The organism is Reichenbachiella agarivorans (assembly GCF_025502585.1).
GTDB lineage: Bacteria > Bacteroidota > Bacteroidia > Cytophagales > Cyclobacteriaceae > Reichenbachiella > Reichenbachiella agarivorans.
The window spans coordinates 1,853,364-1,869,517 of the sequence record NZ_CP106679.1 but is presented as its reverse complement, the minus strand read 5'-3'; the positions used below and the strand labels follow the sequence as shown (position 1 = coordinate 1,869,517).

The window sequence follows — 16,154 nt, the reverse complement described above, 5'->3', positions numbered from 1 at the left end:
TTGTAGTGATTATTGCAGAAATGAATGTCAGTGAATCCTAGATTGAATGTAGGAATCTACATTTTGTGGCGTGATAATTTCTAGAGGGAAGAGCTCTTTGCTGGGCATGTCTTTGTGAAAGAGTAGGTAGTTGGTCAGATGGCTGATTCCTACCAGTGTCATTCGTTTTGGGTTTTGGTTGATCAAAAAGTTGACGTTTCCTCTTTGTAGATGTTCGAGGTTTTTGGCGAGGAGATCATAGCCTACGAGTTTGATATGTCTGAGGTCGCATTGTTCCAGGATCGAAGCGATGATGTGCGTGCCTTTGGATGTCGACACGAACACACCTCCTAATTCAGGTTCACGCAGAATTCTTTCTACCTCTGTTTCAAAATTAGGATCATCTACATTGTTGAGATCATGGCTTTGTACAAGGTAGTCTTTTTGAACAAAATCACGCAATCCACTTTCCTTGGCCTTGAGGTGAACGGAGTTTTCGATGCTTTCTGAGATGTGCAAGACCGCAATCTGATCATCAGGTTCGATACAGTAGCTGAGCAGTTCACCCGCGACTTTGCCACTCTGATACAGATCTTGACCAATGAATGACAAAGGGTTCAGTTCGGTCAGGTTGGTGTTGAAGAGTACAAACGGGATATTCTGCTTCTTGAGCTGCCCAAAGAAATCCAATGACTCATGATGAAATATCGGGGCAGCGACTACTCCATCTGGCTGCAAATCCAGTACGGACTGGGCGATGGAGGCAAAGGACGAGCTATCATAGAGATCAAAATGATGCGCAGACAACTCTAGATTGTATTGAGACCACTCTTGTAGGCTTTGGTCGATTCCAGCCTGCGACAGTGCCCAATACTCATCTTGATCTGGGTCGGGGATTAGGATGGCGATTTTGACAGCCTTGTTGGAACCAAGGGTACGAGCAAGCAGGTTGGGTTTGTAACCCGTTTCTTTGAGTACCTTCTCGATTTTTTTCTGAATATCCTCAGCTACCTTTCCCCGCTTGTGGATGACACGATCAACCGTTCCCACTGATACTCCTGCCATCTTGGCGATATCCTTGATTCGGATATTTTTGTTGTCACTCATCTATATAGTCATTTGGATTCCAAAAATAGTCAAACGGCATGGATATAAAGTCCAGATTTTGAAAGAGCAATCTGGATAGTTAATTCATTACGCTCAATGTGTGCGCACACAATTTATATTAAAATGCTTTTTAATTAAAAGAGGTATCTTTATCTTGTTCGCAGAAACATCTCAGGAATATGGTTTGTGATGCGAAATGGAAATGAAGCCAATGATTAATAAGACGAGATACTTAGCTCTTGATGTATTCAGAGGTGCGACGGTTTGCCTCATGATAGTGGTGAATACACCTGGAGAGTGGGGTGTACAGTATGGCCCCTTGCAGCACGCTTCTTGGCATGGGTTCACCTTGACAGATTTGGTTTTTCCTTCCTTTCTTTTTGCGGTCGGCAATGCCATGGCTTTTGTCATGGACAGATTTGCAGAGCAAGGGGATGCTGCTTTTTGGCGCAAAGTACTCAAACGTACTTTCTTGATCTTCCTGATTGGATTTTTGCTCAATTGGTTTCCCTTCTATGATTTTGAATCAGGTAGTTTTTATTCACTTTCCACGACGAGGATTCCTGGAGTGCTACAAAGGATCGCCATATGTTATGCATTGACGGTGACGTTGGTACATTATGCCAGTCGGCAAATAGTAGTGATTGTCTCAGTGGTTTTGCTCCTAGGTTATTGGGCGATTTTGTATTTCTGCGGAGGAGATGACCCTTATAGTTTGATGGGGTTTGTGGGCAATCCTATTGATCATGCGCTCATCGGAGCGAATCATCTCTATACTGGAGAGGGAGTACCTTTCGATCCAGAAGGTATGTTGAGTACCTTGCCAGCGATTGTCAATGTGGTTTTGGGCTATTTTACAGGGTCTTTGCTGCGGTCGTTGGGCAACAACTACGAATCCATCGCCAAGCTCATGATCGCTGGTGTTGCCTTGGTGGTAATTGGTCTGTGGTGGGACTTGTTTTTCCCAATCAATAAAAAAATATGGACGAGTTCGTTTGTGCTATTGACCTCAGGTATTGATATGATGGCATTGGCAGCTTTGGTCTATGTGATTGAAGTCAAAAAAATGAAAGGAGGCACCTACTTTTTTGAAGTATTTGGTAGAAACCCCTTGATTATCTATGCATTTTCTGGTGTATTGATTACCCTTTTTCATTTGATCAAGATCAAGAATGTCAGCATAGCAGCTATAGCATATCAGTCCATGACATCTTTTTTGCCTCCAGCCCATGCTTCATTCTTGTTTGCCACTGGATTCATGCTGATCAATTGGTGCATGGGATACCTCATGGACAAAAATAAAATTTATATCAAGGTCTAACTAACAAGTATTGAGTCAGTTAGACCGCCATTCCAAAACCCTATTTATTCAATAAAATGAAAATACGCAATCAAATATTAATCCTAGGACTCATCAGTTTGGTGATGTCTTGTACTCCCCAAAAGCAGACTGATTATCAGGAAGAAATAAGCATAATCCCAAGACCATTGGACATGAAAAAATCCTCTGGTCAACTTTCATTATCTGAAGGGTTGGTTGTTTTTGCGAAAAAAGACAATGATGAGGCGCTGAAAGTGGCTAATCGATTTGCAACTGATATGAGTCGCGTCACTGGTTGGGACATTCAGGTGACAACACTTGATACAGACCAATTGCCAGACCAAAATCAGATTTTGTTCACCACAGTCGGTGTACCAACGGATCTAGGTGAGGAAGCATATATCTTGGAGTCCACCGAAAAGGGAGTGATCATCAGAGCGACCTCAGGTTCGGGCTTGTTTTATGGAATGCAGACCTTGAAACAACTGCTGCCAACAGCTATCTATGCCCAAGAACTCCAGCAAGATGTCGTTTGGACACTGCCATTGGTACAGATCAGTGACCAACCTCGATTCAAATGGAGAGGCTTGCATTTGGATGTCTGTCGCAACATGAGCTCGATTGCTTTCATCAAAGAATACATTGACAACATGGCGATGCACAAACTCAATACATTTCACTGGCACTTGACCGATGATCAAGGTTGGAGAATCGAAATCAAAAAATACCCAAAGTTGACAGAGATCGGAGGATTCAGAAAAGAAAGCCTGACCATCACCTCTCGCAACCAACCCAAAGTATATGACGGCAAACGCTATGGAGGATACTATACCCAAGAGCAAATCAAAGAAATCATCGCATATGCCGCGGATAGATACATCACGGTCATTCCAGAGATAGAGTTGCCAGGTCATGCAACTGCAGCAGTGGCAGCTTATCCAGAATTGGGCTCGTCTGGAGAGCGTCCAGAGGTAGAAGTCAACTGGGGTATTTTTCCTGATATTTTCAACGTAGAGGATTCTACCTTTTTATTCTTGGAGAATGTTCTCGCTGAGGTCATCGAATTGTTCCCTAGCCAATACATCCATATAGGTGGTGATGAGGCGATGAAAGTACAATGGGAAGAATCCGCTCAGATTCAAGCAAAGATGAAAGAACTGGGCGTGAAAGATGCGCACGAATTGCAGAGCTATTTCATCACTCGCATCGAGAAGTTTGTCAATTCTAAGGGCAGACAAATTATCGGATGGGATGAAATACTAGAGGGAGGATTGGCACCCAATGCGGCTGTGATGTCTTGGAGAGGAGAGTCAGGTGGTATCGCTGCTGCCAAGAGCCAACACAATGTAGTCATGTCCCCCGATCGCTTCCTTTACTTGGATTATCATCAGGGAGACCCAAAATTTGAACCCACTGTTATCGGTAGATTGCTGACTTTGGAAAATGTATATGCATACGATCCTATGCCAGATGCACTCAGTGTCGACGAGCAAAAATACATCATGGGTGTGCAGGCCAATGTATGGACTGAATACATGCCAACTGAAGATCAAATAGAATATCAGGTTTATCCAAGAGTCAGTGCACTGGCAGAAGTAGTTTGGTCAAAAGAAGCCAACAAGGATTGGGTGGACTTCAAAAACAGAATACCAAAGCAATTGGCGCGTTTTGATATGCTGGACATCAACTATGCCAAGAGTATTTATTTCGTTTCGATGCAGTCTGAATCAAATACTGAGGGTAATTATCAGATCACTTTGAGCAATCAAATGAACGAACCTGGTATGAAATATACACTAGATGGCAGCAAACCAAGCCTTGCCTCACAGGAGTATGTAGAGCCAATCACCGCCAGTCAAGGGCAGACAATCAAAGCACAACTATTCATTGATGAGGTAGCAGTGGGCAAAATGACCGAGTTCGAAGTGGGGATGGTAGATTGAGTTAATGATCAACAAAGAAAAAGCATCAAGTCGACCATCCGTAGTTCGGTGTTCGAAAAGGATTCTTGATCCACAATAGAAATAATAAAATTTGATAAAAAATGTAGAATCCCTCAAAGAAAGCCCTTGAAGGAATATTCATAATTGAACTCAGACTACTAAATCTGCAAGCCACTTGTCTAGGGACAAGTGGCTTTTTCTATATAATAAGAATCAAAGAAGGACTTCATAGCAGTTGCTAGATTATCAATCTAAAATTCATATTTTAGCAAGCATATTTGATCAGTATTCTTTTTAGTGAATAATCAACAATGAAAATACTCATTTCGACCTTACTCCTCACGACCTTGTCATTTTCTGCTTTCACTCAGAAAACCTACCAACTTTATCAATTCAATATAAAAAATGATGAAGGTGAGAATTATTATGAAAGAGAAGCCAAACGCAATTTTGATTCAGGGAAAAGCACTTTTGAGGATGCCAATGTGCCCGAACGCTTCAAGCCAAGTGTAGGATTGATCAACGCCTCCACAGGGCTCAAAATCGCCAATAGAAAGGGGTCTATTTCGGACTTGCAGGAGTTGCTACGAACCAATTATGACTGGATCACTAATAGCAATATAGCTGCCATCGAGGATCTAAAACAAAATAGCCAAATATTCGTCGATGATGAGACGGTCAACCAGAAGGCAGAGATCGTCAATTATTACATGGTTATCAAAAAATACAATACCGTCCTGAATACAACCAATCCTGAAAAGTTTAAGTCTGTGAAAAAGAATGACCCTGACATGGCACTCAACATCGTCAATGTGGATGAAGCCTTGTCTGAAGCAAAGGTGGCTTTGGACGAAGCGATCGAGTCAGCTGCAGCTATGCACTATGCCAAAGGGCGTGAATTCTCACAAAACCAAGATTTGGAATCCAGTAAACAAGCAGCCAAAAGTTTTCGCTATGCCTACGAGTACAAGGACAATTACCGAGATTCAAAAGATCGGTATGCAACCTCTCGAAAATTGGGTACGACACGTTTGGGTCTTTCGGATTTTGACAATGTAGCCAACAGCGGCAACAATGTAGCAGGGAGCATCACTTATGATATATTGTCGTACTTTTCAGGTCGAGGTGACGTGTATGAATTTTTCGAAGTACTGGACCGAGATGCACTGAATAGAATATTGGCGGAACAGAAATTAAGTATTTCGGGTTTGATGGCAGAGGGTACGACAGCAGACCTGGGTGAACTGGTGGGTGTCAACTCCATCATGATCGGAAAAGTCACGCAAGCAACCTTTGAAAGAGAGAGACTGGATCCAGTCGAGCGCAGTTATTCTGCCAAAGTCAAAGTAGGAGAAGAAAAGTATATGGAAGATGGCAAAGAAAAAACTCGTGACATCAAAGAAGAAGTGACTGTCAAAATGAATGAAAACAACAAAATTGCCAGATCTACAGTCACGGCGACCTACAAAATAGTAGATATTACCACAGGACGAATCATTGCAGTAGATGAGGTGTCACATACAGAAAAATGGGCTGGAACATGGTTTTCTTACAAATCTGGAGACAAGAGAGCGATACCTCGCTTGCGTGATACAGAGGTGGAGTACATCAGTGAAGCCAGTTTGTCAAATAGTGCCGCCAGCAGAGTCGCTTCCAAAATCATCAGTCGCGTGTCTGATTACGCCAGAGAAGTTTCAAAATAGTTAGATTTTAGCATCTAGAACCAAGGCAGGGTTTCTTTTTTAAAAAAACCCTCCAAGGATTCTCAAATGGGCTATTTTGTAATATCGCATCTCCTACCATTGTCCAAGAAGGTCTAAACCAATTTCAGCGCATCTTCCACGGTTTTGGCCTCCAATGCGTGGTAACCTGCCGCTGTTGAGGTCCTATTGAACTGCATCTTGGAAATAGGATTGTCTACAATCCTTATGATTTTGGCGGCTCCATTGGACACGACAAAGGCTTGTGCCCTCTTGATCTCTTCGGTTCCTAGAGGAGAGGCGGGCTTCATTTTAGTAATGTCATTGATCACGGTATAGCCAGATTTTAGCTTTTTGGCTTCAGAGATCGTCAATTCTACTCCTGCTTTGATTTCTTCATCAGACATATAACCTTCCAGTCTCAGGATGAGAATATTTTTCTGAATATCTGCTTTGATTTCGTACATCGGGTTTTGATTTGGTTAGATAAACTTATAAAAATTCAGTGAAAAAGTGGAAATCAAATCACTCAAAGGTTCATCCAATGATCAACTTGATGCATGACAAAAAAAGTCCCATCTGACTAGGACGGGACTTTTCTATTCTAGGCTTATTCATTGGAAACCAATTCAAGTCCTAAACGGTGGGTGCTCATGCACAATACAAAGATTTGCAAGAAGGTACCAATGCTGATTATATACCTGCACCGGCGGCAGTTCCTTCAGAATTTTTCAGCATCTCTCTCTGCACAGTAGATGACAAAGTATATGATGTGGGTGATGCAAATTATCCATTTTCCATCCAGTCGATGAGCAAAGTATTCACTCTCGCCATTGCAATCCAAAAACTGGGGTCTCAAGCAATCGTCGACAGCATAGGCGTCAATGCAACAGGACACGCATTCAACTCTGTCGTAGCGATCGAGGACATACACGACCGCCCTTCCAATAGCTGTGTCAACGCTGGCGTCATCGCTACTACTATCCTGCTACCAGGCACTAGTTATGATGAGAAGTGGAATCAAATCATCAACTCTTTTAGTCAATTTGCTGCGAGACCTCTCAGCATCACCACGGAAGTCTACGAATCTGAAGCTGCCAGTAATCAACACAACCAAGCCATTTCACTATTATTGGCCTCCTATGGTAGAATCTATAACGACCCTATGGAAACTGTCGACCTCTATACCAAACAATGTTCCATCAATGTCAATTCCCATGATCTGGCAATCATGAGTGGAACACTCGCCAATGGCGGAATCAACCCATCTCCAAAGAAAAACTAGTAGACGACCATCTCGTTCCTCACATTTTGGCTGTGATGACAACTGCTGACCTGTATGAAGAATCGGGTCTATGGCTCTACTATGTCGGGCTCCCTGGCAAAAGTGGTGTGGGTGGAGGCGTAATCGCCGTAGCACCTGGCAAATTTGGCATTGCTGCCTTTTCCCCCAGACTAGATAAGGCAGGCAACAGCGTCCGAGCGGTCAAAGCCATCACCCCTGTGGCTCAGGAATTAGGTGTCAGTTTGTATAAATGAGCTCAACTACCTCTCACCCTTGCTGACTAGATAGAGCCACTCTTTGGCGGACTCCTCGTCATCAAACAGTTCGGCTTTGCGACCTGTGAATTGAATCATGGTCTTGGCAATGAGTTTGGTCATAGAAGTCAGACCTACTGCCGCCGTACCCTTGACAAAGGGAGCATTCTTTTTACCAACCATCTTGATTTCATTGAGATAGGTAGAATTGAAACGCAGTCCTGTCACATTGATCAGCGACAAGACACTGTTCGCTGGATATTTACTGATCACCTCGACTGCTTCTCGCAGTACATCGATCCCTTCATCAATGGATTTTCCTGATAAATCCGTCTGTATAATAGTAATGTCCTTGTAAGGAATGGAGGTCACACTCATAATAGGCAAGTTTTGGTAAGGTCATATAAGTTCCCTCTCTTTTCGCAATCCTGCAAGGGATTCACCAAAAAACATAACCCGTAAACCTCTAAAGATCAATCTGTCCGATAGAACCCTCCTTTGTTTTCGTCTCTATTCAAAGATTGCTGGATGATCAGGTTGGCAACTGTGATAAGATTTCTCAACTCTGACAACTGTGGTGAAATCTTTGTCTTCTTGTACAACACCTCCGTTTCTTCGATGATCAACTTCAGTCTTTTGCTTGCCCGGTTCAGTCGCTCAGTGGAGCGAATAATTCCTACATAATTGGACATAATAGCTTGTACTTCCTTTCTATTGTGCGTGATTAAGATCAACTCTTTGGGGTGCATGGTTCCCTTTTCACTCCAAGCAGGAGGCTCAGGTGGGTTGTCATCTATTTGATCAAAAATCTCTACAGACTTCAAATAACTGCGGTGTGCATACACCAGCGCCTCCAACAAAGAATTGGATGCTAGCCTGTTGGCCCCATGCAGCCCTGTACAAGATGTTTCTCCACAGACAAACAAGTTTTTTACCCTAGACTGCCCATGAATATTGACCTCTACCCCTCCACAAACATAGTGTGCGGCTGGCACCACAGGGATCATGTCTTTGGACAAATCAATCCCAATTGACTTGCACTTATTCAAAATATTTGGGAAATGTTTTTCGAAGGCCACAAGATCTAAATGTCGGCAATCCAAATAGACATATTCGTCTCCACTTTTCTTCATCTCAAAATCAATCGCTCGTGACACGATGTCTCTAGAAGCCAACTCCTCTCTGTCGTCATACTTCTGCATGAAAGGCTCGCCCTTCTTGTCCCGTAGCAATGCGCCAAAGCCTCTCACAGCCTCTGAGATCAAAAAATTTTGTCCTTTTCGCTCAGATTCATACAGTGCTGTGGGATGAAATTGCACAAATTCCATATGCTTGACATGAGCTTGTGCGCGGTAGGCCATCGCGATACCATCCCCAGTTGCAATCTGTGGGTTGGTTGTGTTTTGATAGACATGTCCAATTCCTCCACTAGCTAGCATGGTTATTTTGGCCTTGTATGTCTCTATTTTTTTTGTCTTTTCATCCAAAACATACGCACCAAAACAGGTACGAGATTTATCCACCAACTCCACATCCAAGTGATGCTCCGTGATCAAATCCACTGCAAAATGATGGGCAAACACACTGACATTAGGACACTCGTGTACTTGCTCTAGCAAGGCTCTTTGGATTTCAAAACCTGTGATATCCTTGTGATGGACGATTCTGTGTGCGGAGTGTCCTCCTTCTTTGCCCAGATCGTATTTGCCTTGTTTTCCTTTGTCAAACTTGGTTCCCCAATCGATAAGTTCCTTTAGCCGATCGGGAGCTTCATTCACCACAAAACGAACTACCTCTTCGTCGCACAGACCATCACCAGCCACCAATGTATCCTGGATATGTTGCTGATAGGAATCAGATACTTTGTCCAATACCACAGCCATGCCACCTTGGGCATATTTGGTATTAGATTCTGTTTCGTGCGACTTGGTCACCATGGCCAAGGTCTTGTCGGGAAATCTCTTGGCGACCTTCAATGCGTAAGTAAGTCCAGCTACACCAGAACCTATTACTAAATAATCGAACTTTGGCATGTAATCTTATTTGGACAATTGCAGCATACGTTCCAACGGAATGAGCGCCCTTTTACGAATCTCTTCAGGGACATCTACCTCTGGCGATTCATTTTTGAGGCAAGCATATAGTTTTTCTAACGTATTCATTTTCATGTAATGGCATTCGCTACATGCACAAGTATTGTCTTCCTTAGAAGGAGCAGCAATCAATTTTTTATGAGGCACACGTTTTTGCATTTCGTGCAGAATACCAGCCTCAGTGGCTACAATAAATTCTTCCGAGTCATCTGTTTGGACAAAATTCAATAATTTTTCTGTTGAACCTACGAAAGCTGAGATTCTCAAAATGTTTTGTGTTGACTCTGGGTGAGCGATAAATTTTGCTTTAGGATGTTCTTTGTGAAGTTTCAGAATTTTGTCCATCGAAAAAGCCTCGTGTACCATACAGGCACCATCCCACAGCACCATATCTCTGCCCGTCTGATGAATCAGGTACTCTCCCAGATTCCTATCTGGTGCACATATTACCTTTTGGTTCTTGGGAATAGAATTAATAATATCTACCGCATTGGACGAAGTACATATGATGTCACTCAATGCTTTGATCTCGGCAGAACAGTTGATATATGTCACCACTACATGGTCAGGGTGCGCATCCAGGAACTCCTTGAATGGCTCAGGCTGTGCAGAATCTGCCAATGAACACCCCGCTTTCAAATCAGGCAAAATAACCTTCTTTGTCGGATTGATGATTTTTGCCGTCTCTGCCATGAAATGTACGCCTGCAAAAACGATAATATCGGCATCAGTCTCAGCTGCTTTGCGCGAAAGTCCTAGGCTATCTCCTACATAATCAGCCAGATCCTGAATATCTGCCTCCTGGTAATAATGAGCCAGCAACACAGCATTTTTCTCCTTCTTGAGTCGAAGGATTTCTTCCATATATTCTTTCCTTGTTCGAGGGGTGTCTATCACTTGCTCCATACTTTTCTTATTCAAAGATGCTCATGCTTCCTTTACGCACCTGCAAAAGTAACAGATGGACTATGGAAGACAAAAAAAGGTGATAAGTATGTGCATTTATTCTTTTTTCATTCAAAGTGAAAATTTGGAATCCACAGATAGTGACAACTATCCTGAAAAGGAAAGGAAGTCCTTTTCACCTAAACTTGATAAACACTCCTATTTATCTCTCCTTGCTCTGGGCCAATGACAATGCATTCAGCTTGGACTCTCCCATCTTCACATACGTGAACGCCGTTGAGCAAAGCCCCTGTTGTAACTCCTGCTGCTACAAATATTGCCCAATCTGCATGGACAAGATCGTCCAAGTGATAGACGCGTGCTAAGTTGACTCCTTGTCGCTCTAGGTTCATTTTTTCATCGTCTTTCTGTGGCACAAGCTTTCCCTGCATCTCTCCACCCAGTGCCTTGACCGCTGCTGCAGTAATCACCGCCTCTGGTGCTCCACCTATCCCCATCAGGACATCAATCCCAGAATCTGGCATCAAGGCTAAAATTGACCCAACTACATCTCCTTCTTCATGTGCATAGACCTTGGCTCCACAAGCTTTGATCTCAGCAATCAGCCCTTGGTGACGTGGTTTGTCTAGTACATAGACTCCTATTTCCTTGACCTCCTTTCTCAGTTGGTTGGCGATGGCTGTCAGGTTTTCTTGGGTAGAGAGGTTGATATCAATGACACCTTTGGCGGCAGCTCCCACGACCAATTTATCCATGTAATATGCCGAGCCAGCGTCCCAAAAACCATCTCGCTCTGTGGCTGCAATCACAGTAATGGCATTGGCTTTCCCTTCGGCCATCAGACGTGTACCTTCTACAGGATCCACTGCTATATCTATTGCTAGACCTTCTCCATTACCTAATTTTTCGCCTACATAGAGCATGGGAGCCTCATCCTTTTCTCCTTCGCCGACCCGTACGACTGCATCCAGATTCTGTCCCTCAAAGGCCTTTCTCATCGCATCGACTGCCGCCTGATCGCCTGCGTCTTTGTCTGCTGTACCTATATGATCTATGGTTGCAATAGCAGCCTTTGCGCATACATGCCTCAATATTTCTACTAAATCCTTTGTGTCGTTCATTGCCAGCAAAACTAGACATCCTTAGGAAAAGAAAAAACCTCGATAAATATCGAGGTTTCATAGTATTGTTTTTTGTGTTTCTTACTGTTGGAACGGCGATGAACTGTACTGCATCACATCCAATTTAGGAATACTTGCATCAAACTCTTCCTCCAAAAGATCTATAATCTCATTGGTAAGAATGGCCTGTCCTCTCGGATTAGGATGAACCCCATCGTTGGAGAAAAACCCATTGGGAGTAAAATCTGGTGTAAGCATGAAGCCACCAGTCTCTGACGATGAATATCCGCCTGATAGTGCCGCATTGAGCAACAAAGTATATGCATCAAACAAAACGATTCTTTCTTGATTGTCAGCAATCGTCTTGATGGATGTATTGATAGCTGTCAAATTTGTAACTACTTTGGTCAATTCATCTGTACGCAGAGAATATTTGTCCGGAAGAGGCACTCCAACACCATACACCGAAGCAGGGTTTTCAGGATCTGCCAAGGTTCCCAGTACTGTGCTTGCAGGCAATAGAACCAATTCTCCATCCTTCAATTGTCTGTATTTTGGAATAGGTATCTGACCACCTGAAAGCGCCGCTACATCTGTCAAAGTAGGGTCTTCTATGACAATACCATTTCCTCCTATAACATAAGAAATTGTCCTTAATGTTGCTTCATCTTCGTCAATGATATCATTTGTCAAAGCCGCTTGCACACCACCATTGTAGCTAGCATATGCGCTGTTGGTCGCATCTACAGTTGTCTGATCTGTCATAGGAATGGCATTGTAAGGCACTGCTCTAAAATGTGGTAAAGTCAATACATTTGGCACATTGCAGATGACTCCCTTGGCTGTGGTTCCAGAAATCAAAGTATTAACAATTGCGTTGAGATAACCATCAAAAGTTGCTGGGTCTGTCAAAATTGCTTCATTGGTGCCGCCACTAATCGCATAGCCCAACACATCATTTGATCCCGCCCAAAGCGTGAAAAAAGTAGGATTACGCGCCACGGCATCTCCCAGTATGGTAGAAGTACCTGGATTGGATGCGAATCTGGCATACAAAGCATTGTAAGCAGGATTGCCATCTGCTGGTCCTCCTGTCAAAGGTGTTAGCATTTGAGCAGTTTGTATCCCCGGCACTCCAAAATTGTTCAGTTTAGCTTTATCACCTGTGTAAGGACTAGGCAATTCTCCCACAGATACTACTAATCCAGCGTCACCAAGTACACCATCATTATTAGAATCCAAATCAAGAATGTACTTACCGTTGATGCTGCCATCTGCATTGGTACTTAGATACCCATTAACAGACTCGATACTTGGCACGTTAAATTCTCCTCCACCGACTCCATCAATTGCAAATTGCTTCGCCAATAAAACTGTGAATGAATTGTTTTGAGCATGGGTGTACAATGCACCATCCATCATCCCTCCACTGATCGAAGACCCAATAGCCACATAGGTACTTAAATCAAGGCTTCCTGAAGTACCTGTCTCAGGCACTACAATGGGTTCAGTTGTATTTTCTAATCTCTCATCAATAAGCTTATCCTCCTCATCGCAACCAAAAGCAAGGATGGAAAATGCTAAAAGGGATATATATATATTTATGCTTTTCATCTTTCTATTGATTTTAGTTCAAGAATTGATCAAATGTGATAGACACATAGTAAATAGCTCCCATCCTTGGGTTACCGATGCCCGTAGTATATCGTTTGTTGAGGACATTACTACCTCCGAGTTTTACTACAGATTTCAAACTAGACAATTTGTAACTCACCTGAGCATCCAGAGTACCAAATGCAGGAACGACTGAATTGCCAAAAGACGATGACCATAGGAAGGCCTCTTGCCATCTCCATTTCACATTGAATCCTACATTTTCAATCACCTCTCTATTACTCAATCCTATGTTGTAGGTGTACTCAGGTGTATTATATTGAGATCTAAACCCTTGGTCTTGTAAAGCCTGGTCATCCAACAACCGGTTGAATGCTACATTTCCTGACACTTTATAACCCTTCGTCAAGAAATAATCGGCTTGCAGTCCCCAACCATGTGTTTTGATCGATCCATCAGCATTCACATCAAAGCCATACTCTTGTGTAGGCACTGTTCCTTGTATGATCGCATCTTGTGCAGCCTGAGTATCAGGATCATATCCAGGGTCATTTTGCAGTCCGTTCGGAACGGCCTGCACAAAGTAAATCTCTGCAATAAAGTCTTGGTAACTGCTGTGGTAATAGTACCCATCAATCATCAATTTGTCTTGCAAAAACAGTCCTCGGTATCCTACTTCAAACGTGCTGATTTTCTCAGTTGTGAAATCTTCGTCTACCTTATCTGCTCTTACCAAATCCGTTCTGATCCCTGCTCTGGCATCAGCCAAACTTTGAGTCGTATAAACTGTATTGGTTCTGAATTTATACCTATCCACCAGTAAGCTATTGCTTCCAATCAATCTCCTAGTTTGTACATCTAGGTCTATGAATTGATCTTGTGTAGTCGGGATTCTAAAACCTCTCTGGAAAGATCCTCGGAAATTATGATTCCTTGCCACTGTCCCTACGACAGATACTCTCGGAGAGAATTGTCCATCAAAATTTTCATTCTTGTCATATCTCCCTGATGCTTGTACTTTTAGCCTGTTGTTTAAAAATGCCTTTGAGAGTTGCACATAGGCACCATATTCACCATATGATTGCTCTTCACCATCATCATCTAAGGCAAACAAAGTCCCCCCAGAATCCAAATTATACTTACGGTAATTCGCGCCAGCGACAATCTCTACAAAATCGACCAAATGACTAAAATTATAACTGCCCTCAAAGTGATTCATACTTGATGCATCTTTGAATTTGGCTCCTCCATCAAAAATGGAAATCTTTCTCAACGAGTCCATTCCTACTTGCCACTGCTCCGTACCTGGTGCATATGCAGTCTGCAAGCCATCTGCGTATTGTCTTGCTGCAGCATGTGCTTGATCTATAGATGCCCCCTGACCTCTCGCTCCCAAAAATCCTAAGGTGTAGTCTGGTACATATTTATTTTGATTGATCAAAGAAGCAATTGTATTGGCAGCATAGGTGTCTCCTGAATTTTCTTGTGTCGTATAGGCTCTCACATAAAAATTCTGGTTTCTCAATTCCAACTTGGCAGTCCAAATTGAGAAGCCATCTAAAACAAATCTATCATTGGCAGTGTACACTGTACTACCAGATCCATAATTGAATTGTCCCGACACTTCAAGGTTATCTGTAATTCTATAATGCAAAGCTGCTCCTAACTTCAAACTCTCTGTATTATTATCCACAAAAGAAGATTCTGTATAACCTGTTGGAGAAAATGCACCATCAGGCCCAGTAGGCAGTTGTCCAGCTACAGCTTGATAGGCAGGGTCTAATTTTGGGATTAAACCCAAATTGAAACCAAAATCCCCGTATGTATTGACACCATCATAATTTCTATTATTCTGTCTATTGCGCCCCTCAGACTCTACGACATACCCTGAGCCTTCACCATTGGTAGTAGTGCTTTGATCTCTGTAATCTACACCACGGAAGTCATTGGCTTTGAGATAGGAGGCTGTTACTTTGACAGCAAATTTGTTATTGAAGGCTTTGGCATAGCGGATACCATAGTCTTGGTAAAGGGACGGATCATCATCTTCCCCATCGACATGATTTACGCCCAATTTGGTATAGGCACTTAGCCCTTGGTAATCAAATGGGCTTTTACTTTTCATGAGCAAAACGCCATTCAATGCATTCGGGCCATATAGTGCTGATGCCGCTCCAGGTATCATTTCTGCACTTTCCAAATCCAGATCATTGATCCCCACAATATTACCTACTGCAAAGTTGAGTCCTGGTGCCACATTGTCAATCCCATCGATGAGTTGCACAAATCGGTTGTTGCCATTTGCGCCAAAGCCTCTGGTGTTGATAGATTTGAAAGTGATACTTTGTGCACTCATATCTACACCTTTGAAGTTGATCAATGCATCATAAAAATTGGTTGCAGCGGTCTCTTTGATCGTCAAAACATCCATTTTTTCGATCGAAACAGGAGATTGCATCACAGACTCTTCTACTCTGGATGCCGATACGACTACTTCCTGCCCCATGATTGCGGTCTCTTCGAGAGAAACTGTCAATCCTTCGACATTGTTTTCATTGATAGCTACCTCTACGGTGGTGTATCCCACCATGGAAAACACGAGGGTCAGAGGTGGCTCTGAATTGACTTTCAGTTTGAAATTACCATTGGTATCTGAGATCGTACCAACGACTTTGTCCTTGACCAAGATGCTTACACCCAGTAAGGATTCGTTGCTTTTGCCGTCTTTAACGCTCCCAGAAATATTGGTTTGTGCCATCGCTCCAAAACCAAACAATACTGCACACGCAAAAACAAGCAAAAGTTGCTTTGTAAATAGTCTTATCATATCA

Annotated in this window: 11 protein-coding genes and 1 pseudogene; 4 read left to right on the top strand and 8 right to left on the bottom strand. The window is 42.9% G+C overall.

The window, feature by feature from the left end; translation table 11 throughout:
• Nucleotides 1-27: 27 nt before the first annotated feature.
• Nucleotides 28-1,086 (bottom strand): LacI family DNA-binding transcriptional regulator, encoded by a 1,059-nt coding sequence (locus N6H18_RS07880; RefSeq protein WP_262311289.1) that lies wholly within the window; start codon nt 1,084-1,086, stop codon nt 28-30.
• A 211-nt stretch (nt 1,087-1,297) separates the two neighbouring features.
• Here N6H18_RS07880 and N6H18_RS07875 point away from each other — a divergent pair, with 211 nt between their 5' ends.
• The 3 genes from N6H18_RS07875 (at nt 1,298) to N6H18_RS07865 (ending at nt 6,053) form a co-directional block, all read left to right on the top strand.
• The gene (locus N6H18_RS07875) at nt 1,298-2,407 is read left to right on the top strand and encodes an acyltransferase family protein (protein WP_262311288.1); all 1,110 of its coding nucleotides are present in this window, start codon (nt 1,298-1,300) and stop codon (nt 2,405-2,407) included.
• A 56-nt stretch (nt 2,408-2,463) separates the two neighbouring features.
• Nucleotides 2,464-4,350 (top strand): beta-N-acetylhexosaminidase, encoded by a 1,887-nt coding sequence (locus N6H18_RS07870; RefSeq protein WP_262311287.1) that lies wholly within the window; start codon nt 2,464-2,466, stop codon nt 4,348-4,350.
• 311 nt (nt 4,351-4,661) lie between these two features.
• Complete coding sequence (locus N6H18_RS07865) at nt 4,662-6,053, top strand: CsgG/HfaB family protein (protein WP_262311286.1); 1,392 nt, start codon at nt 4,662-4,664, stop codon at nt 6,051-6,053.
• 113 nt (nt 6,054-6,166) lie between these two features.
• Here the strand turns inward: N6H18_RS07865 and N6H18_RS07860 are convergent, their stop codons facing one another.
• Nucleotides 6,167-6,517, bottom strand: coding sequence for a hypothetical protein (locus N6H18_RS07860; RefSeq protein WP_262311285.1), 351 nt, complete (start codon nt 6,515-6,517; stop codon nt 6,167-6,169).
• A 176-nt stretch (nt 6,518-6,693) separates the two neighbouring features.
• Here N6H18_RS07860 and glsA point away from each other — a divergent pair.
• A pseudogene (gene glsA, locus N6H18_RS07855) lies at nt 6,694-7,589 on the top strand (glutaminase A).
• A 6-nt stretch (nt 7,590-7,595) separates the two neighbouring features.
• On the opposite strand, the gene N6H18_RS07845 reads toward glsA, so the two are convergent.
• From N6H18_RS07845 to N6H18_RS07820, 6 genes are all read right to left on the bottom strand, one after another.
• On the bottom strand, nt 7,596-7,967 hold the full coding sequence (locus N6H18_RS07845; protein WP_262311282.1) for a hypothetical protein: 372 nt from the start codon (nt 7,965-7,967) through the stop codon (nt 7,596-7,598).
• Nucleotides 7,968-8,062: 95 nt separating this feature from the next.
• Entirely contained in the window at nt 8,063-9,622 is a 1,560-nt protein-coding gene (nadB, locus tag N6H18_RS07840; protein WP_262311281.1) for an L-aspartate oxidase, read from the bottom strand.
• A 6-nt stretch (nt 9,623-9,628) separates the two neighbouring features.
• Nucleotides 9,629-10,588, bottom strand: coding sequence for a quinolinate synthase NadA (gene nadA / locus N6H18_RS07835; RefSeq protein WP_262311280.1), 960 nt, complete (start codon nt 10,586-10,588; stop codon nt 9,629-9,631).
• A gap of 179 nt (nt 10,589-10,767) precedes the next feature.
• The gene (glpX, locus tag N6H18_RS07830; protein ID WP_262311279.1) at nt 10,768-11,709 is read right to left on the bottom strand and encodes a class II fructose-bisphosphatase; all 942 of its coding nucleotides are present in this window, start codon (nt 11,707-11,709) and stop codon (nt 10,768-10,770) included.
• 81 nt (nt 11,710-11,790) lie between these two features.
• Nucleotides 11,791-13,323 (bottom strand): SGNH/GDSL hydrolase family protein, encoded by a 1,533-nt coding sequence (locus N6H18_RS07825; RefSeq protein ID WP_262311278.1) that lies wholly within the window; start codon nt 13,321-13,323, stop codon nt 11,791-11,793.
• 13 nt (nt 13,324-13,336) lie between these two features.
• Nucleotides 13,337-16,150, bottom strand: coding sequence for a TonB-dependent receptor (locus tag N6H18_RS07820; protein ID WP_262311277.1), 2,814 nt, complete (start codon nt 16,148-16,150; stop codon nt 13,337-13,339).
• Between the last annotated feature and the right edge of the window lie 4 nt (nt 16,151-16,154).

What these genes read in the sequence shown, in the direction of transcription:
- N6H18_RS07880 (WP_262311289.1), bottom strand. Translation starts at nt 1,086, where the DNA reads ATGAGTGACAACAAAAATATCCGAATCAAGGATATCGCCAAGATGGCA.
- N6H18_RS07875 (WP_262311288.1), top strand. Translation starts at nt 1,298, where the DNA reads ATGATTAATAAGACGAGATACTTAGCTCTTGATGTATTCAGAGGTGCG.
- N6H18_RS07870 (WP_262311287.1), top strand. Translation starts at nt 2,464, where the DNA reads ATGAAAATACGCAATCAAATATTAATCCTAGGACTCATCAGTTTGGTG.
- N6H18_RS07865 (WP_262311286.1), top strand. Translation starts at nt 4,662, where the DNA reads ATGAAAATACTCATTTCGACCTTACTCCTCACGACCTTGTCATTTTCT.
- N6H18_RS07860 (WP_262311285.1), bottom strand. Translation starts at nt 6,517, where the DNA reads ATGTACGAAATCAAAGCAGATATTCAGAAAAATATTCTCATCCTGAGA.
- N6H18_RS07845 (WP_262311282.1), bottom strand. Translation starts at nt 7,967, where the DNA reads ATGAGTGTGACCTCCATTCCTTACAAGGACATTACTATTATACAGACG.
- nadB (WP_262311281.1), bottom strand. Translation starts at nt 9,622, where the DNA reads ATGCCAAAGTTCGATTATTTAGTAATAGGTTCTGGTGTAGCTGGACTT.
- nadA (WP_262311280.1), bottom strand. Translation starts at nt 10,588, where the DNA reads ATGGAGCAAGTGATAGACACCCCTCGAACAAGGAAAGAATATATGGAA.
- glpX (WP_262311279.1), bottom strand. Translation starts at nt 11,709, where the DNA reads ATGAACGACACAAAGGATTTAGTAGAAATATTGAGGCATGTATGCGCA.
- N6H18_RS07825 (WP_262311278.1), bottom strand. Translation starts at nt 13,323, where the DNA reads ATGAAAAGCATAAATATATATATATCCCTTTTAGCATTTTCCATCCTT.
- N6H18_RS07820 (WP_262311277.1), bottom strand. Translation starts at nt 16,150, where the DNA reads ATGATAAGACTATTTACAAAGCAACTTTTGCTTGTTTTTGCGTGTGCA.